At 66.2% G+C, this 26,605-nt stretch carries 22 protein-coding genes, 1 tRNA gene and 2 pseudogenes; 8 read left to right on the forward strand and 17 right to left on the reverse strand.

What is annotated here, in order from left to right:
• The 6 genes from WKF39_RS12030 to WKF39_RS12055 all read right to left on the reverse strand — a co-directional run bounded on the left by WKF39_RS12030 (window position 1) and on the right by WKF39_RS12055 (window position 4,883).
• On the reverse strand, window positions 1-543 hold the full coding sequence (locus WKF39_RS12030) for a hypothetical protein (RefSeq protein WP_340388691.1): 543 nt from the start codon (window positions 541-543) through the stop codon (window positions 1-3).
• Window positions 543-1,289: a hypothetical protein gene (locus WKF39_RS12035; RefSeq protein WP_340388693.1), complete on the reverse strand. Its 747-nt coding sequence runs from the start codon at window positions 1,287-1,289 to the stop codon at window positions 543-545. Before WKF39_RS12035 ends, WKF39_RS12030 begins: the two co-directional genes overlap by 1 nt.
• A 290-nt stretch (window positions 1,290-1,579) precedes the next feature.
• Window positions 1,580-2,041: a MarR family transcriptional regulator gene (locus WKF39_RS12040; RefSeq protein WP_340388695.1), complete on the reverse strand. Its 462-nt coding sequence runs from the start codon at window positions 2,039-2,041 to the stop codon at window positions 1,580-1,582.
• A 36-nt stretch (window positions 2,042-2,077) separates the two neighbouring features.
• Window positions 2,078-2,878 carry an IclR family transcriptional regulator gene (locus WKF39_RS12045; protein ID WP_340388735.1) on the reverse strand — a complete coding sequence of 267 codons (801 nt, stop codon included), beginning with the start codon at window positions 2,876-2,878 and terminating at the stop codon, window positions 2,078-2,080.
• Window positions 2,879-2,938: 60 nt separating this feature from the next.
• Window positions 2,939-3,244 carry a hypothetical protein gene (locus WKF39_RS12050; RefSeq protein WP_340388696.1) on the reverse strand — a complete coding sequence of 102 codons (306 nt, stop codon included), beginning with the start codon at window positions 3,242-3,244 and terminating at the stop codon, window positions 2,939-2,941.
• 43 nt (window positions 3,245-3,287) lie between these two features.
• Window positions 3,288-4,883, reverse strand: coding sequence for a bifunctional 3-(3-hydroxy-phenyl)propionate/3-hydroxycinnamic acid hydroxylase (locus tag WKF39_RS12055; RefSeq protein WP_340388698.1), 1,596 nt, complete (start codon window positions 4,881-4,883; stop codon window positions 3,288-3,290).
• A 230-nt stretch (window positions 4,884-5,113) separates the two neighbouring features.
• On the opposite strand from WKF39_RS12055, the gene WKF39_RS12060 reads away from it, so the two are divergent.
• The 5 genes and pseudogenes from WKF39_RS12060 to WKF39_RS12080 form a co-directional block, all read left to right on the forward strand.
• Entirely contained in the window at window positions 5,114-6,133 is a 1,020-nt protein-coding gene (locus tag WKF39_RS12060; RefSeq protein WP_340388700.1) for a porin PorA family protein, read from the forward strand.
• 471 nt (window positions 6,134-6,604) lie between these two features.
• Entirely contained in the window at window positions 6,605-8,212 is a 1,608-nt protein-coding gene (locus tag WKF39_RS12065; RefSeq protein WP_340388702.1) for a VCBS repeat-containing protein, read from the forward strand.
• Between the two features lie 228 nt (window positions 8,213-8,440).
• Window positions 8,441-8,965, forward strand: a complete 525-nt coding sequence (locus tag WKF39_RS12070) for an N-acetyltransferase family protein (RefSeq protein WP_340388704.1) — start codon at window positions 8,441-8,443, stop codon at window positions 8,963-8,965.
• Between the two features lie 540 nt (window positions 8,966-9,505).
• Window positions 9,506-9,937, forward strand: coding sequence for a MerR family transcriptional regulator (locus WKF39_RS12075; protein WP_340388706.1), 432 nt, complete (start codon window positions 9,506-9,508; stop codon window positions 9,935-9,937).
• 178 nt (window positions 9,938-10,115) lie between these two features.
• A pseudogene (locus WKF39_RS12080) lies at window positions 10,116-10,285 on the forward strand (YnfA family protein); the annotation flags it as partial.
• Window positions 10,286-10,291: 6 nt separating this feature from the next.
• Here WKF39_RS12080 and WKF39_RS12085 read toward each other — a convergent pair.
• Window positions 10,292-10,639: a metalloregulator ArsR/SmtB family transcription factor gene (locus tag WKF39_RS12085; RefSeq protein WP_340388708.1), complete on the reverse strand. Its 348-nt coding sequence runs from the start codon at window positions 10,637-10,639 to the stop codon at window positions 10,292-10,294.
• 133 nt (window positions 10,640-10,772) lie between these two features.
• On the opposite strand from WKF39_RS12085, the gene WKF39_RS12090 reads away from it, so the two are divergent.
• The gene (locus WKF39_RS12090) at window positions 10,773-12,074 is read left to right on the forward strand and encodes an NAD(P)-binding domain-containing protein (protein ID WP_340388737.1); all 1,302 of its coding nucleotides are present in this window, start codon (window positions 10,773-10,775) and stop codon (window positions 12,072-12,074) included.
• 290 nt (window positions 12,075-12,364) lie between these two features.
• Here WKF39_RS12090 and WKF39_RS12095 read toward each other — a convergent pair.
• Window positions 12,365-12,440, reverse strand: a tRNA-Thr gene (locus WKF39_RS12095).
• Between the two features lie 95 nt (window positions 12,441-12,535).
• Here WKF39_RS12095 and WKF39_RS12100 point away from each other — a divergent pair.
• Complete coding sequence (locus tag WKF39_RS12100; protein WP_340388710.1) at window positions 12,536-12,823, forward strand: chorismate mutase; 288 nt, start codon at window positions 12,536-12,538, stop codon at window positions 12,821-12,823.
• A gap of 32 nt (window positions 12,824-12,855) precedes the next feature.
• On the opposite strand, the gene WKF39_RS12105 is transcribed toward WKF39_RS12100, so the two are convergent.
• The 6 genes from WKF39_RS12105 to topA are packed head-to-tail and all read right to left on the reverse strand — an operon-like array spanning window position 12,856 to window position 20,575.
• The gene (locus tag WKF39_RS12105) at window positions 12,856-14,385 is read right to left on the reverse strand and encodes an alpha/beta hydrolase (protein ID WP_340388712.1); all 1,530 of its coding nucleotides are present in this window, start codon (window positions 14,383-14,385) and stop codon (window positions 12,856-12,858) included.
• Window positions 14,382-15,530: a DNA polymerase III subunit delta' gene (locus WKF39_RS12110; RefSeq protein ID WP_340388714.1), complete on the reverse strand. Its 1,149-nt coding sequence runs from the start codon at window positions 15,528-15,530 to the stop codon at window positions 14,382-14,384. The genes WKF39_RS12105 and WKF39_RS12110 overlap by 4 nt, the downstream gene beginning before the upstream one ends.
• Entirely contained in the window at window positions 15,527-16,168 is a 642-nt protein-coding gene (gene tmk / locus WKF39_RS12115; RefSeq protein WP_340388716.1) for a dTMP kinase, read from the reverse strand. Before tmk ends, WKF39_RS12110 begins: the two co-directional genes overlap by 4 nt.
• Before the next feature lie 38 nt (window positions 16,169-16,206).
• The gene (locus WKF39_RS12120) at window positions 16,207-16,641 is read right to left on the reverse strand and encodes an MmcQ/YjbR family DNA-binding protein (protein ID WP_340388718.1); all 435 of its coding nucleotides are present in this window, start codon (window positions 16,639-16,641) and stop codon (window positions 16,207-16,209) included.
• 9 nt (window positions 16,642-16,650) lie between these two features.
• On the reverse strand, window positions 16,651-17,820 hold the full coding sequence (locus WKF39_RS12125) for a low temperature requirement protein A (RefSeq protein ID WP_340388720.1): 1,170 nt from the start codon (window positions 17,818-17,820) through the stop codon (window positions 16,651-16,653).
• A gap of 22 nt (window positions 17,821-17,842) precedes the next feature.
• On the reverse strand, window positions 17,843-20,575 hold the full coding sequence (gene topA / locus WKF39_RS12130) for a type I DNA topoisomerase (RefSeq protein ID WP_340388722.1): 2,733 nt from the start codon (window positions 20,573-20,575) through the stop codon (window positions 17,843-17,845).
• Window positions 20,576-20,667: 92 nt separating this feature from the next.
• Between topA and WKF39_RS12135 the strand changes: the two genes are divergently transcribed.
• Window positions 20,668-21,885: an MFS transporter gene (locus WKF39_RS12135; RefSeq protein WP_340388724.1), complete on the forward strand. Its 1,218-nt coding sequence runs from the start codon at window positions 20,668-20,670 to the stop codon at window positions 21,883-21,885.
• Between the two features lie 30 nt (window positions 21,886-21,915).
• Here WKF39_RS12135 and WKF39_RS12140 read toward each other — a convergent pair whose 3' ends face one another.
• The 3 genes and pseudogenes from WKF39_RS12140 to WKF39_RS12150 all read right to left on the reverse strand — a co-directional run.
• Window positions 21,916-23,382 carry a methyltransferase gene (locus WKF39_RS12140; RefSeq protein ID WP_340388726.1) on the reverse strand — a complete coding sequence of 489 codons (1,467 nt, stop codon included), beginning with the start codon at window positions 23,380-23,382 and terminating at the stop codon, window positions 21,916-21,918.
• Between the two features lie 77 nt (window positions 23,383-23,459).
• Window positions 23,460-25,865: a sodium-translocating pyrophosphatase gene (locus WKF39_RS12145; RefSeq protein ID WP_340388729.1), complete on the reverse strand. Its 2,406-nt coding sequence runs from the start codon at window positions 25,863-25,865 to the stop codon at window positions 23,460-23,462.
• A 129-nt stretch (window positions 25,866-25,994) separates the two neighbouring features.
• Window positions 25,995-26,605, reverse strand: a pseudogene (locus WKF39_RS12150) (excinuclease ABC subunit UvrA); the annotation flags it as partial.

The following is a 26,605-nucleotide window of genomic DNA, read 5'->3' on the forward strand; positions in this document are numbered from 1 at the left end:
TCAGCCGGTCGAGACCTCGGCCGGCCAGCCCAGCCGTTCGACCGAGATCTCGGCGGCCACGGTGCTGCAGGATCGGCAGGTCCGGACTGTGGAGTCCTCGTTGAAGCGCCGCACTACCTCCGAATAGATGGCGACGGCGTCGACCTCGAGGTCCTGCTGCCATTCGAGGCGGTGCAGCTCCCCTCCGCAGGCCTCGCAGGCGAAGACGGCTGCCCGGTAGGCGGGCTCGTTGCCGATGTAGCGGAGCAGCACGCTCTCCTCGTTCGGCTCGAGCAGGTGCGGTGTGCCCGCTGGGACATAGACGTGGTCCCCGGTGATCATCGACCAGCTGTTGACGTTCGAGTCGCGCATGCGGACTGTCGCGGACCCTGACATCAGGGCGATCACTGTGTCTTCCTCGAACGCGATGAAGAAAGGCTGCTGTTCGGAGTTTCGCGAAAGGGTGATCTGGGGGTCGACGTCGACCGGCATCACCGGCACGTCCGCGTAGTTGCCGATGTCCTTCGCAGCCTGGAACGCCTGCACCATCCTCCGCCGCGCCATCAGCCGAGCACCTCCTCGGCGCTCGCCTTGAGTGACTGATAGGCGGCGTTGGCGACGGAGGTCTGGCTCACCATGCGGTCCCAGCCCCACGCCGACATCTCGAACACCGAGTTCTCGTGGCCGCAGTGCTCGCAGATGCGCACGGCATCGGAGTTACGCTGCCTCACGAACTCGACACCTCCCCACTGCGTCGAAAACTGGCGGAACACGTCGTCGGCCTCGGTGTAGGCCGCGGCCTCGAAGTCGGGGGCACCGTGAGGAGCGGATTCGTACTCGAACCGGAGGATGTCCTTCTTGCAGCTCTCGCACTTGGCTGTGAGGGCCTCGCGCTGACCAGCCTCGGACGACTGCCGCTGCGTGATCGTGACCAACGCGAACGTGCCCTCCTTCTTCTCATCACGCAGGAACGAGTTGACGCCGTGGAAAGGTTGCGTCGCCATGAGGGATCCGCTGGCGATCATCGCTTCGTTCGAACCCCAGGCGACGAGGAGCTCCGACACGGTGTTCCAGTGGAAGAAGTGCGGGTGGGTCCGATCCGCCCCCCCGTAGAGCACAGCACCGCACGGAACCATGGCCCCCGCTTCGTCGTAGGGGAATATCGGCATCAGCTGCGCATTCGACTTCGACATGCGCTCGTAGATGCTGACCTTCAACGGTTCACGTTCGCCCGAGGGCGGTTCGACGTGACGGGTGGCCGCGATCTCTGGCAGGACTGCGGCACCTGGGGTGTCAACGACCAACGACACGGGGATCTCCTTTGATCTGGACATGTCGCGCAGAACGACACATACAAGCACTTTCTGAAACGACTGTAACCCGCGCTTCGCGATGTGGCAAGCCTCACGGCATTCTTCGGGTCGTTGGAGCGGCCGACAGCATCAACTCTCAACTGTGCCTGCGATTGCAGTGGAATTGGACAGACGAAAAACTCGCACAAAAATTGTCGTGGGTCTCTGTGCGACGTTCTACCACCGCGTGCAGCCCATATGGGCCGCCAATACCCGCCTCTGCGACGGGAAGAAATGACAAGTAGTTGTCAGAGGGCTTTGCGGTGCTCAGACTGGACCAGCCCGCGAAGTCGGCGGAGCAGGCGCATCGTCGAGATGATCTCGTCGTCGGTAAGGATTTCTTCCATCGCCCCCGTCCACTCGGTACGCCAGAGCTCCAGGGCTGCCTCGTAGGAGGACCGGCCCGCGTCCGTCATCGCGATGACCTTGGAACCCCGCCGTTCAGGATTCTCCTGGGTCTCCACCAGTCCGAGAGCGACCATCTCATTGGTCGACCGCTGGACTGCCTGCCGGCTGAGTCCCATGTTCCTGGCGATCTGCGCCACGGGAAGTGGTGTGTTCGACAGCGCGATCGCGCCCAGCACCAACCACCGGGCGCTGGTGAGCCCGACGGTCTTGACCGTTGCGTCCCCTGCCGCTATCAGGCGATCGTTGACTCGAAAGATCTCGAACATGAGCTCGTCGATGGGCCGGGTGTCTCTACGAAACATTCACCCATGCTGACACGGGACGCAGGGGTGCGTCTCTCAGCCGATGGCTCCTCGGAACTCGTCGGCGACCGCGACCGCGATCTCAGCCGTTCGACGCATCCACTTCTCATCGCCTCGTGTGCGGGGGGCCGTCACGGAGAGCGCGGCCCTCGCGCGGTCCCGGCGGTCCCTGAGCACCACTCCCACGGCGCTCACGTCGGGCTCGCTCTCGCCGAAGTTGGTGGCATAGCGACGCGCGCGCACCAGCTCGAGCTCGGCGAGCAGGTCGACCCTCTGCATGGCGGGCGTCTGGCCGGTCTTGGCGATGGTCTCGCTCGGGAAGACGGCCATCAGCTCACGATCAGACAGCTCTGCGAGCAGCGCGCGGCCCGCGGCCGTGGCGTGAGCGGGCAGGGTCCATCCCATGCGGCTGCCGGTGCGAACCGTCTGGCCACTTTCGACGCTGTCGATGCAGACGATCTCGGCGCCACGCAGCACACTCAGGTGGGCCGTTTCACCTGTCTGCGCAGCAAGCTTCGACACCGAAGCCTGCCCGATCGCGCGGAGGTCGCTGCTCCGCACAGCGACCAGTCCGATGCCGGCAAGCACGGGACCCGGTCGATAGACACGAGCGGCCGGGTCATGCACGACATAGCCGTAGGTGCTGAGGGTGTTCAGGAGCCGGTGGACGGTGGACCGCGAGAGCGCCAGTCGTTTGCTGGCCTGGCCGACCTGGATGCTGGGCCCGTCCGTGAAGAGCTGGAGCAGCTCGAGGGCGTTCGCGACGGCACCGATGACGTCCGGACGTCGCTCCAGACTCTCGCTGCCGTGCTCCAGGCTGTCCATCGCGACCATCATGTCAGGCACCCGCGATGAGAGCCCCCCGGCACGCCTCGTCTCATGAATGCCTTCCGATCCCTAGGCGCGGCGCACGCCCTTGAACTTCGAGGCAGGCAGGAACTTGATCTTGCCGGTGCCCCCGAAGGAGTCGGGGCCGGTCAGCGCCAAGTCCGCCGCTGCCTTGCCCTTGAGCGGCTTGGTCAGGTTGATGGTCATGGTGAGGGTCTCTTCGTCGCACACGATGTCTGACACCGTCGCCACGACCTGCGGCGACTGGAATGCGACGTCGACTCCACCCTGGTGCTCGGTGACAATCATGTCCATGACGAAGGTGCCGACGATCGATGACTGCTCGACGTCCCAGGTGCCGATCCATCTGTTCATGTGGCCTTCTCCTCGTTGGGATGCGATGGGCGGGTCAGGATGCTCATGAAGATGCCTGGGAGACAGACGCTGGTGCGCCGACAGCGCTCGAATAGGCATCGGCCAGGCGGGGCGCCGCGCCCGGCCCCGACTCGGCTGCGAAGACATACAGATCCGGTCGGACAAGGACTGCGTCGGCATCGATTGACGTGAACCACTCGGCATACGTTCCCCGCGCATCACCGAAGGCCTGCACGCCTTCGGCGCCGGCGAATGCATCATCGAAGCAGGTCACGGTGATGCCGAGCTGGTTGAGTCGCCCGATCTGCTCCCCCGACAGGCTCTCAGCGTCCTCACGATCACGGATGATGAGCGCGGCAGCGCCGAACACGTCGTCGAACCGCACGTCTGTTCGGTCCTCGACGTCGATACGCCCCTGCCACGACAGGTATCCGCCCTGGTCTCCACGGTAAAGACCAGCACCCAGACGGGGCCGCGGCGGCGGCTCAGGCTCCCGGCCCGAAGCAAGCTCGGCGATCATCGCCGCATCTCGCTGGGCTGCCTCATCGGGATCGAGGATGCAGATGATTTTGCCGAGCATGATTGAAAAGTCGATGAAGTCCGACACGTGAGCCGACCGCTCGGAACCGTAGGTGTCGAGCACCTCGTCGTCGAGAACACCTCGAAGGACCAGATCAAGCTTCCACGAAAGATTCATGCAGTCACGCAGACCGGCCGCAAGGCCCTGTCCGGCGAAAGGCGGCATCAGGTGCGCAGCGTCGCCTGCCAGCAGCACCCGACCCTGGCGGAAACTGGAGGCCCACCCCGACGCGAAGGTGTACACGACACCGCGCTCAATCTGTGCATTGTCAGGGTGCACGCCGAATGGTTCGAGCAGTTGCCAGATGCGATCGGGATCAGTCAGCTCGTCATTGGTCTCACCCTCAAGCCGCATGAACTCCCAGCGCCGACGTCCCGGGCCGGCGGGCACCACGGTGACCGGACGAACCGGGTCCGCGACCTGCTTGGCGATCGTCAGCTCCTCCATGTCGGCGCCGGGGATCACGTCCACCACCAGCCAGTCGAAGAAGTAGCCGAGATCGGTCCACTCGATACCAACGTGGCGACGGGTTGCGCTGTTGGCGCCGTCCGCTGCCACCACGTACCGAGCACGATATGTCTGATCGCCCGAGGTGACTGTCACCCCGCTCTCATCCTGCGCGCCGACCGTGGCCACGGATCCGCGTCTCATGGTGACGCCCGTGCAATTCTCGAGTTCCGCCTCCAGGTGTCGCTCCACCGCTGGCTGGTTGTAGAAGTACGTGTTGTTCCAGCCGGAGGTGTCGTAGCCTCGCCAGTCGACGAGGTGCAGGGTCTCTCCGGCGGCATTGACCCACACGTAGAGGTCGTCGTAGGGCTCGATGGCGTCGGGGATCGAGTCCACGGGCATGCCGACGCTCTGTAGCAGCCGAGCAATCTCCGCATCGTGGGCGACCGCTCTGGGAAGCGGGTAGGTCTCTTCCTTGCGCTCGAGCACAAGGACAGAGTGCCCTCGACGTCCCAGCATGAGCGCTGCCATTTTGCCGACAGGGCCACCGCCCACCACGACGACGTCAAACTCGGCCTCCGTGTGACCGCTCGCGGTCGATCCAAGTGTCATCGGTTCAGTTCCTTTCGGATGCAGATGTGGCCAACAGATCTGGCGAGCCAGGGAGCCAGGGATGGTCCCGGTCCCGACAAGTGGCCTGCCTCCCCCAACTCGAGCGAGCATACCCCTTTTTCGAGGCTATTGATCATATCCGTAGTTATTGATTAGATGCGTCTGTGTTCGGCCGGGCTGGTCGAGCCTGACCGCGCACGCGCGCGGTCACATCGAGGAGGGACATAGACATGGCAAGACGCTTTTCAGTAGTACTGGGGGTCGCTGGCGCGGCTTTGATCGTGGGAGCCGCCGCGGTGGAGTACGTGCTCGCGCCTGAGCTCACGAAGTTTCCCGACGACACCAACATCAAGCTCGCCTATGCAAGAACAGCCAGCCTGCTGAACGCCGAGGCGCTACAGGCCGGCGACATGCAGGAGATCTTCCTGCAAGACGTGCCCATCACCATTCAACGCCGGATCAAGGTGGAGAAGGCGACCGGCGACACGGCCGCGGTCAGCGACGATCAGATCATCAAGGGTGAACAGGTCACCAGCCCCATCGAGCACACGTATGCCGTCGACCGAAGCTCGTTGCAGATGCGTTCCTCGTTCAACGACACGAAGGTCGAGAAGTCTTCCGGGTGCCTAGCGATTGGATTCCCGCTGGCGCCGAAGGCCAACGACTCGTACACGTTCTACGACCCATCGACGCAGAAGTGCTTCAAGGCGGACTACAAGAGCTCCGATTCCGTGCGAGACCTCGAAGTCCACAACTACACGGTGACGGCGACCGGCCCCACCAAGGACCCGAAGATTCTCGCCAACCTACCCCCGGTGCTGCCGAAGCAGGCTGTGGCAGGCATCGCCAGCACGCTTCCGAAAGACCTCCAGGAGCAGCTCGGGGCCTCCCTCGATTCCCTTCCGGACCCCGTCCCGATGACCTACCTGTCCGACACCTACATCAAGGTCGCAGCCGACCAAGCGACCGGATTCCCAGTCGGCCAAGATCTGCAGCTGAAGACGACCATGGCGCTCGAAGTCGATGGAACCGCGGTGCCGATCATGCCGGTGTTCGACGTGAAGGCATCCATGACCCCGGAGAGTGTCAAGAGCCTGTCCAACGATGCAGCATCGACCGGCCAACTGATTCGCCTCGTGGACACCATTCTCCCGCTCGGGCTCCTCATCCTGGGGCTGCTCCTGGTTGCCGTTGCGGTCGTGCGAGAGCGCCGCAGGTCGGGACACCAAGATGGGACACCTATCACCTGACGCCGCACATGCCGCTCACCTCAACCGGGACCTATCTGCTCCAAACGCCGTCTTGAGGGTGGAGCACCTGCCCCGGCGCGCCGGGGGCCCGCCCATTGTGATGTGCAATGGGCGGGCCCTTGGACGCCAGGTGGCCATTGGTGACGTCGATGACCGAGGGCAAGGGATCGATACGCGGATCTGATGACGACCCAGCGATATCTTCACTACCTCCGGACGTCGGCCGAAGAGCCGGAGGACGGCCAGACAAGCGTCCGCACGAGTTCGTGAGATACCAGACCGTGTGTGAGACAAAAGGTGAGAGGCCGCTTGACGATCAGAGCCTCAACCTCATACCCCGCCGAGGCGACAATGCCCCTCAGACTCCGGACTTCAGAAGTTGGGGACTCGTTGTCGACAACTTCTGCGCAGTCCCGTGCATCTCTGCGTATGACGGCGCTCCATGGGGAGCACCGAGACCAGGAGATCGTCATGAAGCAGCAGAAAGCCCTGTCGACGCGGCCGGAATCCCGAGGCATACTCGCCCGATTGACCTCTTCTTCGTTTCTGCGAGTGGCGACCGCCGGCGGCCTGATGGTCGGCGGCCTGACGCTGGCACTCGCTTCCCCTGCCGCTGCAGCGGTCTGTACGTCTGGCGTCGAAGGTGACGTCAACGGTGACGGCTACGCCGAGGTCGCCGTCAGCGAGGCCGGCAGGTCCTTCGGCAAGGGTGCCGTGCACGTGTTCTACGGTCGCCCGAAGGGACTCGCGGTTGCCCAGTCGGGCACGGCGCTGGACGACCAGTACCTCGACCAGGCCGAGCCCGGCGTGGCAGGCTCGTCGTCGGACTACGAGCAGTTCGGCAGCGGCGTGGAGTTCGGCGACTACAACAATGACGGGTGCGCCGACCTCGCAGTCGGAGCCACGGCGCAGGCCAACTCCGGATCCCTCTTCATCTTCTACGGCTCCAAGACCGGGCTCAAGACGATAGGAAGCACGCGCATCACCTACGAACAGCTCCTGGGCGCACCGGGCACTCCCGCGGACCAAGGCTTCGGCTTCATCCTCCAGGCCGGTGACCTGAACGACGACAATGTCACCGATCTCGCGCTTGGCGTCCCGGTGAAGCCGGTCGGGAACGAGGGCGGTCGTGGGACCGTCGCCGTGCTGCTCGGAGGGAGCGGCGGGCTGAGCACGACCCAGAAGCTGGTGCTCGACCGGAGCAGCGCCGGGATCCCCGCGAATCAGGGGGAGGTCGGCAAGACGCTCGCAATCGGCGACTTCGACGGCAACGGGGTCGAGGAGCTTGCGATCGCGTACGGCGAGGGCCTGGTGCAGCTCGTCGAGGGCACGTCCAGCGGCCTCGTCCCCAGCCAAGGCCCCCTCAATGGACCTGCTCTCGGGGTTGACGACTTCATCCCCGATCACGACGGAGAGGGTGAGCAACGCGTCTTCGGCAACATCATGGCCGCGGGCGACGTGAATGCCGATGGCCGGGACGATCTCGCCGTAGGGATGCCGAAGAAGGGGCTGGGCGGCTCCGTGGCAGTCGTCAAGGGCTCGCCGAGCGGGTTGACCTCCGCAGGCGTCACGAGCTGGGACCAAGGCGACACGGGCGTCGTGGGAACCCCCGAGGAGGACGACTCGTTCGGCGCAGCGCTCGCGATGGGCAGGCTCGACGCCGGACCGACCGACGACCTGGCGATCGGTGTCCCGTTCGACACGATCGACGGCAAACGTGGGGCCGGCTCGGCGATCATCCTTCTCGGCAGCTCATCTGGGCTGACGACTGCCGGGGAGGGTGGTGCCCGGTACCACCAGAACACGCCCGACGTCGCCGGAACGGCCGAGCTGCAGGATGCGCTCGGCAGGGCCGTCTCGATCGCGAATGTGCAGAGCAAGACCCAGGGCAGCCTCATCATCGGCGCGCCGCTGGAGAAGATCGGCACGATCGAGGCCGCGGGCCAGTTCCACCAGCTCTCGATCATGGCCGGCGGACCGAAGGCCAGCGGCAGCGTCGCCCTGAATCTCGACAGCACCGGGGTGAGGGGACTGTCGCGCAAGGGCGCCGAGCTCGGCCGCGCGCTGAGCGGTTCGTAGGGTCCCGGCGGTTCGGGGCGCTCGTGGCTGTGGCTTCGGGCACAGCGCTCGCGGCGGTCCAGCAGGGCCGTTCAGGCGCGCACGTCGTGAGAGAAATATGAGAGGGGCGCCGGGTGAATCAAGCCACCCAGCGCCCCTCACCACATTTCCGCAGGTCCAGCGGGAGTGTCGGTCAGTTGGCGTAAGCCCTGGGCGCGCGGGACGCACTCGGCGGCGACAATGGTGGACATGAAGATCGCTGACATGCCCGTGGTTCCGATGACCGAGGCGGACTGGCCAGCCGTCGAGTCGATCTACGCGGCCGGCATCTCAGAGGGCAACGCGACCTTCGAGTCGACCACCCCATCTTGGGCCGAGTTCGATCGCACCAGACTCAATGACCATAGGCTCGTCGCCGTCAGCCACGATGGCGACGTGGTGGGATGGGCAGCCTGCTCACCCATCTCAAGTCGATCTGCGTACGCGGGCGTGGTCGAGCACTCGATCTACGTCGCGCCGCTGGCGAGAGGCCAACGAATCGGATCCGTCCTCTTGTCCGAGCTCATCAGCTCGACTGAGGAAGGTGGAATCTGGACCATCCAGTCGAGCATCTTTCCCGAGAATCTCAGCAGCGCCGCGCTTCACGAGCGCCACGGATTTCGCGCAGTCGGAACCCGTCACCGGATAGCCAAGTCAGCCACCGGACCCCACTCGGGCCAGTGGCGCGACACCGTGCTGATCGAGCGAAGGAGCGACGCGGTAGGGCTCAGCTGACTGTCAGAAGTGCCTACCCGTGCGAGCGAAGACTGGGTAGCAGTTCGAGCACCCTTCGCTCGATCTCGTCACGGTCCGCATCGAGGGCCTGATCGAATCGCTCGTTGGTGGTGACCGCGGGTGACTCCTTCAAATCCCTGAGGGCGCCTCATTTGCATCCTGTACTCAGGTACAGGTTTACAGTCAACATATGGACTCGAATCTTCTTGGCCAGGATGACTGGATACCGGCCGCTTGCACGATGCCCACGGCCGAGCAACCCTTGCGTCGCGCTGAATTCGATGACCTCTTCACGCATGACGTTCTCGGTGTCGAACGCACCTCCTCACACGTCGTGACATTCAACTTGCGAGCAGAACCCGTTGTAGCTGCACGTGCAGCCGAGCTGGCTACATCGGAGACCGGATGCTGCTCGTTCTTCACCTTCGGTTTCACGATCACTGACGGCCGGGTCACCATGACCGTATCGACAGGCGACACCCACCGGCAGGTGCTCGACGCCATCGCAGCCAGGGCTACATCGCTTGTCGGGCGGTCGGCATGACCACTTCACTTCGTTCCAGTCAGGTCGCCGCGGCAGTCGGTGTGAACGTGCAGACACTTCGATATTACGAGCGGCGCGGCATCATCGAAGAGCCCGAACGCTCGTTGGGAGGTCATCGCCTTTACCCCGAGGAGACCGTCACCACGTTGCGCATCATCAAGGCGGCGCAACGTCTTGGCTTCACCCTCGATGAGGTTGCCGATCTGCTCGAGGCGGGCAAGCACCACCACGGCGCGGGCCTCCAGTCGCGTACCGAAACCAAGCTCGCCGAGGTCGACCAGAAGATCGCCGACCTGAACGCCATCCGCGCCAGCCTCCTTGCAGCGCGGGACGCTGGCTGCGACGACTTGGCCCAGTGCGCCCAGTCCGACTGCTGCCCACTTCCTTTTGTCCACATAGGCGCAGGCCCGAAAGGGGACAGCCCGTGAAGTCTCACTGAAGGACAGGCACCTGTTCGGCGCGGGAACGCGACAACAACGTGCGCCGCCGAACCTGGCCCGCAGGATGTCGAGATCACCTTGACCCGACCTTCTAGCAACTCCTGATGAAATCGACTGCCCGCCTGTCGCAACCGCTCACCTGACCGTCCGCAAGGATTGACCTTCGGATGCGAACTTCGGCCGCATCCTCGCCGCATACGGCGGCGTCTTCGTCGCGGGCTCCCTCGCTTGGGGGTGGTCGCCGACGGTCTCAAACCAGATCGTTGGAACGTGTCCGGCGCACTCATTTGCCTGGTCGGCGTCGCCGTCATCATGTACGGCCCACACAACGCGTAGGCGGCCCTAGACGCGCATCGTGTCCGCGAGTGTCGGCAGCGCGCCGGGAACGAGCGAGTAGTACGACCATGTTCCCCGCTTGGTCCGTGTCAGCAGACCGGCGTTGACGAGGATCTTCAAGTGGTGCGAAACCGTTGGCTGTGACAGATCGAGCGGTTCGTTGAGGTCGCACACGCAAGATTCACCGCCCTCGGCCGCAGCGACGAGCGACAGTAGCCGCAGCCGCGTCGGGTCACCTATTGCCTTGAACTTCGCAGCCAGCTCCGCTGCCTCCTCGGCGCTCATCACGCCACCGGTGATGGGTGAGCAGCACGCGGCGGTCGAAGCGTCGAGGACAGGAATCGTGGTCGCCATGAGTGCCAGTGTAAGCCATAGATTGACATTCTTCGATGTATAGGTAGAGTCGACTCCATCGACAAACGTCAATGAACTTCGAGGAGTTTCGAAATGCCTGAGCTCGACACCACCCCCCCCGCCCGTCGTCGTCATCGGAGCCGGACCTGCTGGTCTTGCTGCCGCCGCGCATCTGCGCAGTCGCGAGATGGACGTGCTCGTGCTCGAGGCGGGGCCGACTGCTGGCTCAGCGGTGAGCGAGTGGGGTCATGTGCGCCTGTTCTCGGCGTGGTCCGAGCTCATCGACCCGGCGGCCGAAAAACTTCTGGCGGATGCAGGGTGGGCCACGCCAGACCTCAAGCGGTACCCAACCGGCTCGGACTGGGTCCGCAGCTATCTCCAGCCGCTGGCCGACGTGCTCGGCGATGCCGTCCGGTACGGCACGACTGTCACCTCCGTGGCAAAGCAATCCCGGGACCGCCTCGTCAGCTCCGGCCGCGATGAAGCACCATTCACGGTCCACGTCCGCTCCCCCGAGGGTGCTGGACACATCGTGGCGAGAGCGGTCGTCGATGCCTCGGGCACCTGGACCGACCCTAATCCGCTCGGCGGCGACGGCGTGCTCGCCATCGGCGAGGCGGAGGCAGCTGACCGAATCAGCTACCGCATCCCGGACCTGCGCGACCAATCTGTCCGATATGCGGGAAAACACGTCGTGGTCGCCGGCACCGGAGCATCCGCGAAAGGGGCACTCATCGCGCTGACGGCGTTGGCGAAAGATGCGCCTGGCACCCGGGTCAGCTGGCTGGTGCGACGTGCGACCGTCGGCGACGCGTTCGCCGGCAGCGGTCAGGACGAGCTGCCCGAGCGCGGAGCGTTGGGTCAGCTGGCACAGGAAGCAGTATCCAAGGGACCCGTCACGACTCTCAACGGCTTCCGGACGGCAAGAGTTGACCGTGATGCCGATGGCCTACTGACAATCAGATCGTTCGACGGCCAGACCGTAGATCGCGTCGACGAGGCCATCGTGCTGACCGGTTTCCGGCCCGATCTTCAGATGCTCTCGGAGATTCGCCTCGACCTCGACCCGGTACTGCAGGCGCCACGCGACCTCGCGCCACTCATCGACCCCAACGAGCACTCTTGCGGCACCGTCTATCCGCACGGCGCCAAGGAGCTGGCCCAGCCCGAGGTCGGCTTCTTCTTCGTCGGGATGAAGTCATACGGGCGCGCGACTTCCTTCCTTGCCCTCACCGGTTTCGAACAGACCCGATCGGTCGCCGCGGCCATCGCCGGCGACCACCAAGCCGCCGCCCGCGTCGAGCTGACACTTCCCGACACCGGTGTGTGTGGAGGGGCCGGCGTCTTCGACGACGAGACCGAGCAGAGCGGCGGTTGCTGCGGGACTCCGGTGGCACCCGAGCTCATCACACTCGGTCGCCCCGGCGGCCAGTAGCCTCAACGTCGGGACCTGACATCCCAGCGGTGTCTGGTTGGATCACTCTCTGGAAGAACCGCGTCGACAGGCCGAGCATCGACGACTCCACGACCTGCGACACGCCGAGGCGCGCCTGTGGCTCGAGGCCGGTGTATCCCCACGACCGTCCAGGCTTGGCTCGGACACGCTGACCTGAGCACGACGCAGAAGTATCTTTTCACTACCTCGGGACCAGCGCCGACGAGACCGGATTGAGCCGGTTCGGACCGGTGGGGGCGCGCGGTCCGCGGGGGAAGATCAATAATTCGTGGAGCCGCTTGTCAGAATCGAACTGACGACCTTTTCATTACGAGTGAAACGCTCTACCAACTGAGCTAAAGCGGCCGAGGTTCGCCGGGGATCGCCCGCCGAACCGATCACTGAGTCTAGCGGCTGATCGCCCCGACATCACATCGGCCTCGCACCGTAGGATCGCACGTGTGACCGATACGACGCAGGCCGAGCTCAACGAGATCAGGGCGAGCATCGACAACATCGATGCCGCGTTGATCCACGTGCTCGCCGAGCGATTCAAGTACACCAAGCGGGTGGGCAAGCTCAAGGCTGAGCACGACCTACCGCCTGCCGATCCCGAGCGTGAGGCACGGCAGATCACCCGGCTCCGAGCCTTGGCCATAGAGGCCGATCTGGACCCGGCGTTCGCCGAGAAGTTCCTCAACTTCATCATCGACGAAGTGATCCACCACCACGAGGCCGTCCGCGGCTGACCACCCGGGCATGTCCCGAGGCGATCGACCGGCTACTTGCAGGTCAGACCATCCTTGGGCACCGTGCCCTTGGTGAAGAAGGCATCGACCGCGTCGGTGATGCACTCGTTGCCGGAGTTGTAGGCCGTATGACCGTCGCCCACTCGGGTGACGAGCACACCGGACGACAGCTGCGACGCCAGCGCCTCGGCCCACTCATAAGGGGTGGCCGGATCGCGGGTCGTGCCGAGCACGAGGATCGAGGGCGCGCCGTCCGCCGTGATCTTGGGCAACGGGTTCGTCGCCTTGATGGGCCAGTCAGCGCACGCGAGGGCACCCCAGGCGAGTGCCCGGCCGAAGACCGGCGAGGCCTTCTCGAAGCGCGGGATGAGCGCTTCGGTCTCGGGCTGGGTCAGCGGCTTGGACGCATCGAGGCAGTTGACCGCATAGATCACCTGGCCGCTGTTGTCGCCGTAGCTGCCGTCCTTTTGTCGATCGAAGTAGAAGTCGGAGAACCCCAGCAGGACACTGCCGTCACCGTTGAACGCCGCGGTGAGGGCATCGGAGAGATAGGGCCACGAGGTCTTGTCATAGAGCGTCACCGCAATGCCGTAGAACGCCTGAGCCTCGGTGAGTTGGCGATCTGCCGTGGCCTTCATGGGCGCCGATTCCAGTGCCTTCATCAGGTCAGCGATCTTGGCCAGCCCGGCATCGACATCCTTGCCCAGCGGGCAGGACGACTGCTCGACGCAGTCCTCGGCATAGGCATCGAGCGCCCGCTGGAAACCGGTGGTCTGGCCCAGGCTGGATCCGGCCGCGTCCAACGTCGGATCGACGGCGCCGTCGAGCACCATGCGACCGACCTTGGTGGGGAACAGCTGGGCATAGACCGCGCCCAGCTGGGTCCCGTACGAGGCTCCGAACCAGTCGAGCTTGGAGCGCCCCAGCAACGCGCGTACGACGTCCATGTCCTTGGCCGCCTCGACCGTCGACACGTGAGCGGACAGGTCACCGGAGTTGTCCGCACACGCATCGCCGAGGTCGGTGATGCTCTGGCGCAGCGCCGCGATCTCCCCGTCGTCGTCGGGATCGGGGTCGGTCGTGGTGAATGCGTCGAAGCCCTTGGCCGGGAGGCACTTCAGCGGGGTGCTCCTGCCCACCCCGCGAGGGTCGACACCGACGATGTCGAAGGTGCGCCGCACGTCCGCGCCGAAGCTCGACGACATCGATGAGGCGAATCCGATCGCCGAACCACCGGGACCACCGGGATTGACCAGGATGCTGCGCTTTGCGGTGCCGCGGGTCGCCGGATGCACGACAGCTCGCAGCCGGGTCGTGGCACCCGCTGGCTCGGCATAGTCGATCGGCACCTTGATCCACGCGCACTTGGCGGAGTCTTCGCAGTCCGACCAGCTGAGCTTCTGGTCGTAGAACTTCTCGAGCCCGGACGGTGCTGACTTCGCCGCCGGTTCGGGCGCTTTCCAGTCGGCCCGGGTCATCACGGCGGCGACGACCACGACTCCCACCAGGAGGGCGAGGGCGGCCACGACCGAGATCACGATCAGAGTTCTGGAGCGGGTCACCGGCGTAGTCCCATCATCATCCGTTCAAGAGCAAGCAGCGGAGCGGCGTTTGCGGTCAGGGCAGCCCGACACTCGACGATCGCATCGATCGTGTGGATCGTCGATTCGGGGGTCCACACGCGGGAGATCTCGTGGATGTCGGCGGACACATCGGCGTTGACCAGCTCGACACCGGTCGCGCACTGGACCGTGAGGACATCACGGCAAAAAGACAGCAGGTCGAGCAGGACCCCGTCGATCGAGTCGCGGGCGAGGCGGGTGCGGCGGCGCTTCTGGTCCTTCTCCAGCGCCGACAACGCGCCAGCGAATCCGGCGGGCCGTCTGCCTCGCTCCTCGACACCCCAGCCCTGGCGCAGATCGGCGAGCTCGCGCTCGTCGGTCGGGTCACAGTATGCGTTGGCGCGGGTCGTCGCCTCGTCGTTGATCTGACCTGCCGCACGCAGGCAGTCGCCCAGGTCGTGGATCGATGCGGGCAGGGCCAGGATGGCGCGGCGACGCTCGCGTGAACCGGAGTCGCGCGCGAGGCCGCGGGCCCTGCCGATGTGACCCTGGGACGCCGCCGCGACCGCGTGCGCCAGCTCAGGCTCAACCCCGTCACGCCCGACCAGCAGTCCCTCGATCGCAGCGGTCGACGGAGTGCGCAGCGTGACCAGCCGCGAGCGGGAGCGGATCGTGATGATGACGTCGTCGGCGGCCGGGGCGCACAGCATCCACACGGTATGACTCGCCGGCTCCTCGATCGCCTTGAGCAGAGCGCCAGCCGCCTTTTCGGTGAGCCGGTCGGCATCCTCGATGATCAGCACCTGCCACCGGCCGAGCGCCGGTCGCAACGACGACGCCCGGACATACTCACGGATGTCGTCGACCACGATCGACAGTCCGTCGGTCGAGATCCTGGTGATGTCGGGATGGCTTCCGGCCCGTGCCGTCGTGCAGGAGTGGCACTCGCCGCAACCGCCCCGCTGGCACTGCAGAGCAGCGGCGAAGGCGCCGGCGGCATTGGAGCGGCCCGAACCAGGAGGACCGGTGAACAGCCAGGCGTGGGTCATCGACCGGCCATCACCGCCGGCCGAAGCGACGGCACCCTGCAGCGTCTCGACCACCGGCTCCTGCCCGACCAGGTCACTCCACACCGTCATGCTCATGCCGTCGCCTGACCCAGCCACGGCTCCACGGAAGCGCGGATCGTGGCATGGATCTCGGCGGGAGTGCCGCCACCGCCGACCACGAGATAGTGCTGGGGGTCGGCGGCGGCGAGGTCGAGGAAGTGCTGGCGTACGCGCTGGTGGAACTCCAGCGGCTCGGCCTCGATGCGGTCCGCCCCCTCGAATCGCTCATGCCCGATCGTCGGATCGATGTCGAGCACGACCGTCAGGTGTGGCCGCAACGACGAGGTCGCCCAGCGTGCGACATGCTCGACCTCGGCGATGTCGAGGTGTCGGCCGGCGCCTTGATAGGCGAGGGTCGAGTCGACGTAGCGGTCGGTCAACACGATCGTGCCCTCGGCCAAGGCCGGCAGCACCACCTGATCCACGTGCTCGGCCTTGTCGGCGGCATAGAGCAGCGCTTCGGTGCGTGGCGACAGCTCACCCGTGTCGTTGTCGAGCACGATGTGGCGCAAGATCTTGCCGACCTCCGTGCCACCGGGTTCCCGGGTCAGCAGCACGCGGTGGCCGAGGGTCTCGAGCCACTCGACCAGCAGAGCGGCCTGGGTCGACTTGCCCGCACCTTCCCCTCCCTCGAGGGCGAGGAACACCCCGGTTTCGGTGAAGAGCGGATCCATGGAGGTGAGCCTAGTCGGCGACCCTGACGGGCTCGTCCTCAACCGTTGGTCGGGTCGAAGGTCGACGCCTGGACCGTGGGCAGGTTGGCCCGAGCGGCGAGTCCTTGCGGGGCCATGACCCGGAAGCTGTCGGTCAGCAGCTCGCCAAGCTCATCCCAGTCGGTGTCGCCGTGCAGCTCCAGGCCCACGACGTCACGACCCCAGCGGGCGACGAAGAACGGCTGCGGGGACTGCCGGAACGCCTCGAGCTCCTCACCCGGCGCCCGGAACGTCACCACCGTCACCGGGCCATCGGTCGAGACGAAGCGTGCATAGGGGCCAGGCTTGCCGTCGTCGATCACCAACACATGGGCGAAGGTCTTGGTCCGCACACGCCACCGGACACCGGTCCAGGCCGTCTCCTCGTATGCCTCGGGGAGCCCAAGACAGATCGCACGCAGACGCTCGACCACGTCCAGTGCGACATCAGGCATGCCGTCAATCTAGGACGCGGCTCGGACAGTCTCATCCGATCCGGTCGTCAGACGCAGCTCCGCGACGAGCAACAGCACGAAGATCAGGCCGGCCCAGAGCTCGGAGTAGGGCACATAGGTGGTCGCGAGCAGCGCCGCGACCGCCAGGCCGAACGGCACGAGGGTGCGCGCCGACGAGTCGTGCAGGCGGATGGAGACGAGCCACAGGGCCGCGAGGAATGCCGCGGCCGGGACCGTCACGAAGGCGCTGCTCATGTCATCGGACACCTTGGAGTGATCCGTGTAGAAGTCCACGCGCGCGGCCAGTCCCGCGCCGACCGCGGCAGCGGCTCCGAAGATCACGTAGTGGCCGAATCCCCACACGAATCCCACCCGGTTGCCGCTCAGGATGTCGGCGTTGTCGCGAGCGAAGTAGAGCCACCACCCGGCGAACGTGACGAGCACGCCACCACCCACGACATACCAGAGCTCGGGCGGCGGCTTCCCCTCATCGAATGCGACCTGCAGGGCGATCGTCACCGAGAGGATCGTCTCGCCGAGGACGATGATGAAGAACAGCCCGTAGCGCTCCGCGATGTGGTGCGGGTGCCACGGCGTCGCTCCGGCCCGCTCGGCATAGAACGGCACGGCGAAGTCGAGCGAGACGCCGATGACGAACAGCCAGATCGGCAGGTGGCCCTGCGTCGCCAGCAGCGCCACGACCCAACCGGTCTGGACTGCGATCAAACCGATCGCATAGCGGAGCGCCGTCCGGCGACGTTCGGGATGACCCGCCGCGGCCCTCACCCACATCAGGACGAGCCCGACCCGCATGATGACGTAGCCGATGATCCCGAGGGTGAGGTCCTCCTCGAACATCCTGGGGATGCCGGCGGCCAGGACCAACGAGCCGAAGATCTGCAGCAGCGTCAGAAGGCGATTGGTGGTGTCGTCCGGGTCGTAGGCGGAGTTGAACCACACGAAGTTGAGCCACGCCCAGAAGATCGCGAAGAACGAGATCGAAAACCAGACCAGACCGTGGCCGGGGTGGCCCGCCGAGACCTCGTGGTGCAGCGAGAGCGCGGCCTGCGCGATCGCGACGACATAGCAAAGATCCGTGAACAGCTCGAGCGGTGAGGCCGTGCGGTGCTGCTCCTGCGGGTCACGCCGCGCGAGAGGCCGGAGGATCGGTGCGATCATCGGGGCTTTCCTCCTGCGAGCGCTATCGGGTCGGGGTCTTCTTCGCTGCGGCCTTCTTGGCCGGAGCCTTCTTCGCGGTCTTCTTGGCGGCGGTCTTCTTCTTGGCTGCCGACTTCTTCGCCGTCTTCTTGCCGCCCTTCTTGGCCGGGCCCTTGGCGCGACGCTCGGCCAACAGCTCGAACGCTCGTTCCGGGGTCAGGGTCTCGAGCGAGTCGTCCTTTCGGAGCGTCGCGTTGTATTCGCCATCGGTGACGTACATCCCGAATCGCCCGTCCTTGGCCACGACCGGCGACCCGCTGACCGGGTCGGCGCCGAGCTCCTTGAGCGGAGCAGCGGCGGCCCGACGTCCGTATGTCTTGGGCTGCGCGTAGATCGCTCGAACCTCGTCCTCGGTGATCGTGAGGAGCTGCTCCTCGCGATCCAGCGAGCGGGAGTCGGTGCCCTTCTTGAGGTAGGGCCCGTAGCGACCGTTCTGCGCCGTGACCTCGGTGCCGTCGTCGACGTAGACCACGCGCGGCAGCGTCAGCAGCTGGACCGCCTGCTCGAGCGTGATCGAGTCGAGGTCCATGTCCTTGAACAGGCTCGCGGTCCGGGGCTTGTCGGCCTTCTTGGCGTCGGCCGGCAGAGCCTCGGTGACGTAGGGACCATAGCGACCGTTCTTGGCCACGACAGCCAGCCCAGTCTCGGGGTGCTGGCCGAGCTCCTTCTCCAGTCCCGCCGGCGTCGCCAGAAGCTCTCTGGCCTTGTCGAGGTTCAGCTCGTCCGGCGGGAGATCCTCGGGCACGTTGGCACGGGTTGGAACCTGCTTGCCCTCGGCGTCCTCGGTGAACGGAGGACCTTCGACATAGGGGCCGTAGCGACCGACCCGCACGTCGATGCCCTCGCCGAGCGGGAAGGTCGCGAGCCCACGGGCATCGATGTCGGGGAGGTTCTCGACCAGGCGCTTGAGGCCCGTGTTGCCCTCGCCCTCGCCGGTCCAAAAATCGGTCAGGACCTTGAGCCGGTCCTCACGGCCGCCCGCGACCTCGTCGAGCACGTCCTCGAGCTCGGCGGTGAAGGAGTATTCGATGAGCCGGCCGAAATGCTGCTCCAAGAGGCGGATGACCGAGAACGCGATCCACGCCGGCACCAGCGCGGTGCCCTTCTTGTAGACGTAGCCTCGGTTCTGGATCGTCCCGACGATCGACGCATATGTCGATGGGCGACCGATCTCCCGAGTCTCGAGCTCACTGATGAGGCTCGCCTCGGTGAATCGCGACGGCGGCTTGGTCTCGTGGCCGGCCTTGCCGAGCTCGGCGGCCTCGACGGTCTGGCCCTCGGAGAGATTCGGCAGCTTGGTCTGCTGGTCGTCGCCCTCGGTGTCGCTGTCGTCGTGTGACTCGACGTATGCCTTGAGGAATCCGTAGAACGTGATCGTACGGCCCGAGCTGGCGAAGAGGACCTCTTCACCGGTCGAAGCGGTCGCGCCGATGCGGATCGAGACCGAGTTGCCCTTGGCGTCGGCCATCTGGGAGGCGATCGTGCGCTTCCAGATGAGCTCGTAGAGCCGGCGCTCGTCGCCGCTCAGCCCGGTCTGCTCGGGGGTCTTGAACTTCTCCCCCGCGGGACGGATGGCCTCGTGGGCCTCCTGCGCGTTCTTGACCTTGCTGGCATAGATCCGGGGCTTCTCCGGGAGGTAGGCCGCTCCGTAGAGCTCCTTGACCTGGGCCCGGGCGCCATTGAGTGCGGTCTGCGACAGGGTTGTCGAGTCCGTACGCATATAGGTGATGTGGCCACCCTCGTAGAGCCGCTGTGCGACCTGCATCGTGCGCGCGGCGCCGAAGCCGAACTTGCGCGAGGCTTCCTGCTGCATCGTCGTGGTGCGGAACGGCGCGTAGGGGCGGCGTGTGTAGGGCTTCTCCTCGACCGACCGGACCGTGAAGGGTCGATCGGCGAGGGCGTCGGCGAGGGCACCTGCCCTGCCCTCGTCGAGATGGACGACCTTGTCGGAGGTCAGCTCGCCCGTGTTGTCGAAGTGGCTGCCGGCAGCGACCCGCTTGCCATCGACGCTCGCGAGCTTGGCCGGGAACTGGCGCGGATCAAATCCCTCGCCAGCGTCGAACCTGGCCTCGAGGTCCCAGTAGGACGCGACCCGGAAGAGCATGCGCTCCCGCTCGCGCTCGACCACCAGCCGCGTCGCCACCGACTGCACGCGGCCCGCGGACAGACCGCTCATGACCTTCTTCCACAGGACCGGGCTGACTTCGTAGCCGTAGAGGCGGTCGAGGATGCGGCGGGTCTCTTGGGCGTCGACCAGATCCATGTCGACATCACGGGGGTGGGCGATGGCGTACAGGATCGCCTCCTTCGTGATCTCGTTGAACACGATGCGCTTGACCGGCACCTTGGGCTTGAGCTCGTCGAGCAGATGCCACGCAATGGCCTCGCCCTCGCGGTCCTCATCTGTCGCGAGCACGAGCTCGTCAGCAGACTTGAGGAGCTTCTTGAGCTTGGTCATCTGCGACTTCTTGTCGGCCGAGACGACATAGATCGGCTCGAACTCCGAGTCGATGTTGACGCCGAGCCGGGCCCAGGTCTCGCCCTTGAACGCGGCCGGCACCTCGTCGGCACCACGCGGCAGATCGCGGATGTGGCCGACCGAGGAGTCCACGACGTAGCCGTCCCCGAGGTAGCCCGCGATGCTGCGGACCTTGTTGGGGGACTCGACGATGACGAGACTGGTCAAGGAAACTCCTGTGAGGGTGGGACGCGCCATACGCTAACGCGTCCTGTCAAGAGTTCATGCACCGCAGGGTCAGATCCCCGCTCGCCGGTCAGAGCTGTCGGCTGTCGGTGACAGAATGTCCTGTGGCCTTTTCGGGATATGCGGTGCTGTGGGCGGACCGCCGTGTGCGTGCGCTGTTCGTCGCCGCGTTCTTCGCACGTATCCCGGCCCTGGCCGCCCCGCTGGTGTTCACGCTCTACGTCGTCGAGGACCTTGACGGCACGTACGCACAGGCCGGCATCATCGCCGCCGCCACCACGGTCGGAGCCGCGATCGGCTCCCCCTGGCGCGGCCGGCTGATCGACCGGCTGGGCATGCGGCGAGCGATCCTGCCGTCAATCGTCGCGGTGGCAATCCTCTATCCCGTGGCCACGCTGTCGACGTATGTCTGGCTGATCCCGCTGTCGCTGCTGATGGGGCGCTTCCTCATCCCGGTCTTCTCGATCGTTCGCCTCTCCCTCAGCGTGATGGTCGAGGAGAGCCGGCGGCGGACGGCCTTCTCGGCCGACTCGATCATCGCCGAGGCAAGCTTCATCATCGGTCCGGCTGCCGGGGTGCTGCTGGTGACCCAGGCCGGTGCGGATGTGGCGCTCTATGCGATCGGCGGGTGCGAGGTCCTCGCCGGACTCATCTTCTGGCGGCTCAACCCGCCGACCCGCTCGCCCGGCGGCAGCACCCCGCCCGCGGAGCCTGGTCACGTCGTCACGCGCACGCCGTTCATGTCCGTGCCGGTGGTCTTCCTCTTCCTGATCTCCGGCGGCACGATGGCGGCGCTGATCGGCACGGACCTCGGCATCATCGCCGAGCTGCGCGAGCTCGACGAGGTCGGCGCGATCGGTTTCACCTACGCCCTGTGGGGCCTGTCCTCACTCGTGGGGGGTCTGATCTACGGCTCACTCAGCCGGTCGATCCGCCCGACCTATCTCCTGCTCGCGCTCGGCCTGACCACGATCCCGGTGGGGCTCGGCGGCGAGGTCTGGTCGCTCTCGTTGTGGGTCATCCCCACCGGCTTCCTGTGCGCTCCCACCATGACCGCGGCCGCCGAGTGGATCGCCAAGCTCGTGCCCGAGGAGCGCCGAGGCGAGGCGATGGGCTGGCAGGGCACGGCGTTCACGATCGGCGCCGCCACGAGCTCCCCGGTCGTCGGTGTGGCGATCGACGGCGTCGGCGCCTGGGGCGCGTTCGTCGTCGGCGGTGCGATCGCCACCGGGATCGCGCTAATCTGCTGGGGCGGTCAGCTGATCCCGGCATACCGGCCCGAGCACTATGCGTCGGTCAACGAGATATCGCCGGTCGAGTAGCCAGCCCTTCGGTCACCGACGCTGCTTCCCTCAGCTCAGGAAGCCATCTGCGACCAGCTCGCGGACCGAGCCGGCATATGTCCGCCGCACCGTGGCCGCGTCCAGATCCAGCAGCGAGGCCAGCGCGTCGAGGATCTGACCCGCCGTCAGGTCCCCCTCGCTCGCACTGACCAGGCCGGCCTCGACCGTGTCGACCTGTCGCGCCCGGCGGACGCCCTGCTGGAGTCGCAGCACGATGGCCTCGGGGTGCTCTGCGCCGACCGGGCCGCGGGTCTCCTCGACGAGATCGGGGGCCTGGACGAACGCGCGGCCGAGCAGTTCGTCATCGCCGAGCCCGCGCAGGAGGTCGGTCCGCAGGCCCCAGGCTGCGACGGCAGGGGCGACCGGCGGCGCAATCTCACCAGCCCATTCCTCGAGACGTCGGACCGGCGTGGAATCGGTCCTGCGCATGCTCAGCCAGCCGAAGCCGACTGCCTCGATGCCGACCTCGGCGAACCAGTCGAGCCAGGCGTCGTAGCGCTGCGCATGGTCCGGCGCCGACGCGAGGCCCGCATCGGCCAGCCACATCTCGACGTACTCCGCAGGATCGACGAGCTCTCGTTGCACGACCCATGCATCGAGGGGTTGACCGGTGAACCATTCCTCGAGGCCGCTGTGCCAATCGGTGCCGGCGCGGTGGGCCCAGTTGGCCAGGACCTGGCACCAACCGCCGTCATTGAGATGTGTCGCGGCATTCTCGACCAGGTGCCGCACGACGCTGTCGCCGGGCATCCCGGAGTCCCGATAGACCAGCACCTCGTTGCCAGGCGGTGAGATGACGAACGGCGGATTGGTCGCGATGAGGTCGAAGGCCTCTCCCGCGACCGGCTCGAACAGGCTCCCGTCACGTACGTCGATGTCGAGACCGTTGAGCGCCGCGGTCAGCCGTGCCATCGCCAGCGCTCGGGGGTTCACATCCGTGGCCACGACTCGCTCGGCGTGCTGCGCGAGGTGCAGGGCCTGCACGCCGCAACCCGTTCCGAGGTCCAGCGCCGTGCCAACCGGCTCGCGGACCGTCAACTGGGCCAGCGAGGACGAGGCCTCGCTGATGCCGAGCACATGCTCGGGGTTCATCGGGGTCGGCCGCTCGTCCAGGCCCGGCGTCGGGTCACAAACGATCCACCAGTCGTGGCCCTCGTCGCCATAGGGGCGTACGTCCACGAGCGCGCGAACCTCGCTGCCCGAGGCCTGCAACATGTCGGCCGCGATGAGCGGGTCGACGAGTCCCGGCAGTGCTGAGTCGGCGCGATGACGGTCGACACCGACCTGAAGGGCGAACAGCCGGACGAGGGTCGCCAGGGCGCCACCACCCCTGGTCGCCCGGCGGGCGGGGACGGTCTGATTGCGCGCAAGGGCCCGGTGCGCGTCCTCGCCGAGCAGCGCGAAGACCGCGTCGACCGTGAAGTCGGCCCGGGTCAGGGCCGCGCGGAGCTGGTCGGCATACCGAAGGTCAAGCATCCACCCAGCCTGTCAGAGAGGCCCGGACGCGCGAACGGCGCAGACCCCGAGGTCTGCGCCGTTCGCGGATGATCCGTCTAGACGGTGACGGTCTCCTCGACCGGTCCTGCCTCGAGCGCGATCGGGCGACGCTTGGAGACGTAGACCGCGATAGCGATGATCGCCGCTGAGACGCCGGCGATCGTGTAGCGGAGCCACGCGCTCTCGTCTTCGCCGTAGGAGTACTTGATGATCAGCGGGACGATCAGCAGAGCGACCAGGTTCATGACCTTGAGCAACGGGTTGATCGCCGGTCCAGCAGTGTCCTTGAACGGGTCACCGACGGTGTCACCGACGATCGTCGCCTCGTGGGCGGGCGATCCCTTGCCACCATGGTTGCCGTCCTCAACGAGCTTCTTGGCGTTGTCCCACGCGCCACCGGAGTTGGCGAGGAAGACCGCCATCAGCAGTCCCGTGCCGATCGCACCGGCCAGGTAGCAGCCGAGCGGCCCGACGCCGAGGCCGAAGCCGACCGCGATCGGGGCGAAGATCGCCAGGATGCCGGGCGTTGCCAGCTCACGCAGCGAGTCGCGCGTGCAGATGTCGACGACCTTGCCGTACTCGGGTCGGCCGGTGCCCTCCATGATGCCCGGGATCTCCTTGAACTGGCGGCGCACCTCATAGACGACTGCGCCGGCGGCCCGGCCGACGGCGCTGATCGCCAGTCCGGAGAACAGGAAGACCACCGCCGAGCCGATGATGAGTCCGACCAGGTTGCTCGGATCGCCGACGTTGAGGACGCCCTGCAGAGCCGTGACATCGCTGGGCTCGAGGGTCTTGGCAAACTTCTCGACTGCCGTGGGGTCATCGATGTTGATGCCACGCAGGATGCGGGAGAACTCGTCCTTGATCCCGTCGGCGAACGAGCCGAACAACGCGGTCGCGGCCAGGACAGCCGTGGCGATCGCGATGCCCTTGGTGATGGCCTTGGTCGTGTTGCCCACGGCATCGAGCTCGGTGAGGATCTGTGCGCCTTCGGCGTCGACGTCGCCCGACATCTCGGCAATGCCCTGTGCGTTGTCACTCACCGGGCCGAAGGTGTCCATCGCGACGATGACGCCGACGGTCGTGAGCAGACCACAACCGGCCAGCGCGACCGCGAACAGCGAGACGATGATCGAGCCGCTGCCGAGCAGGAACGCGCCGAAGACCGCCGCGCCGATGACCAGCGCGGTGTAGACCGCGGACTCGAAGCCGACCGAGAGGCCGGACAGGATCACGGTGGCCGCACCGGTGAGCGATGTCTTGCCGACATCCTTGACCGGACGTGTCTCGGTACCGGTGAAGTAGCCGGTCAAGGCGAGGATCAGGGCAGCGAGCACGATGCCGATCAGGACCGCGACGATCGCGATGAGGCGCGGGTTGCCGTCGAGGTTCTCGGTCGAGGAGTTCCCGAAGAACTGCGTCACGAGCTGGCTCGACTCCTCGCCGGAGGCGAACGACAGCTCACTGAACTTGGTCGGCAGGTAGGCCCACGCGAAGCCGGCCGTCGCGATCGCGGAGATCACGGCCGAGATGTAGAACGACCGGTTGATCGTGGTCAGGCCGGGCTCGCCCACACGCGGACGGGTGATGTAGACGCCGATGATCGCTGTGATCGCACCGATTGCGGGGATCACGAGCGGGAGCACGAGACCTTCTTCGCCGAACGCGACCGAGCCGAGGATCAGCGCGGCGACCAGGGTGACGGCGTAGGACTCGAACAGGTCGGCGGCCATGCCGGCGCAGTCGCCGACGTTGTCGCCCACGTTGTCGGCGATCGTCGCGGCGTTGCGCGGGTCGTCCTCGGGGATGTTCTGCTCGACCTTGCCCACGAGGTCTGCGCCGACGTCGGCAGCCTTGGTGAAGATGCCGCCGCCAACTCGCATGAACATCGCGAGTAGCGCGGCGCCGAAGCCGAAGCCTTCGAGCACAGAAGGTGCCTCGCCCTGATAGATCAGCACGACCGCAGCTGCGCCGAGCAGGCCGAGGCCCACCGTCAGCATGCCGACCGTGCCACCGGTGCGGAAGGCGATGCGCATGGCCTTCTCGCGACCTTCATATTGGGCAGCAGCGGCGACGCGGATGTTCGCGCGCGTCGCGAGCCACATGCCGAGGTAGCCGATCACGGCTGAGAACCCGGCACCGAGCAGGAAGAACAGCGACCTGCCGATCCTGATGTCTGCGTCGCCAGGCAGCAGGAACAGCAGTCCGAAGGCGAGGACCGCGAATCCTGCGAGGGTCTTGAACATACGGCCGAGGTAGGCAGATGCGCCCTCCTGGACCGCGAGCCCGATCTCCTGCATCTTCTCGGTGCCTTCAGAGGCCTTGAGTACTTCGGCGCGGAAAACCGCCGCCATGATCAGCGCAATGACGCCGACTCCCGCAACGACAGCCACGATGATCGTGTTGTCGTTCGAGAGATCGAGGTCAGTGGCTGCCGCAACAAAAGTCGCGTTCGCCATGAAAAATCCTCCATGAGTGGGGGCAGGACATACCGTGGGCTAGCCAACCAGCCCAACGTGACGGAGGTTACATGGGGGTCGGTATGTGAGCATCGAGGGGCTCGCGGCGCTCACTCATCCCTGCCGGGTTCAGCTCCCTACGTAGGTCGCCAGGTGCTCGCCGGTCAGGGTCGAGCGGTCGGCGACGAGATCGGCTGGCGTGCCCTCGAAGACGATCCGGCCGCCGTCCTGGCCGGCTCCGGGACCGAGGTCGATGATCCAGTCGGCGTGCGCCATGACGGCCTGGTGGTGCTCGATGACGATGACCGACTTGCCGGACTCGACGAGCCGGTCGAGCAGGCCGAGCAGCTGCTCGACGTCGGCGAGGTGGAGGCCGGTGGTCGGCTCGTCGAGGACGTAGACACTCGAGACACTGCCCTTCTCGACCATTCGTGCCGCCAGCTTGAGTCGCTGCCGTTCGCCGCCGGACAGCGTCGTGAGCGGCTGGCCGAGGCTGAGGTAGCCGAGGCCGACGTCGACGAGCCGGGTGAGGATCTTGTGCGCTGCCGGCGTCTTCGCCTCGCCGGCGGCGAAGAACGCCTCGGCCTCGGTGACCGGCATCGCGAGCACCTCGCTGATGTCCTTCCCGCCGAACTTGTACTCCAGGACCTCGGCCTGGAACCGCTTCCCCTCGCACTCCTCGCAAGTGGTGGCGACGCCGGCCATCATCGCCAGGTCGGTGTAGATGACGCCGGCGCCGT

The organism is Aeromicrobium sp. (genome assembly GCF_037719875.1).
GTDB lineage: Bacteria > Actinomycetota > Actinomycetes > Propionibacteriales > Nocardioidaceae > Aeromicrobium.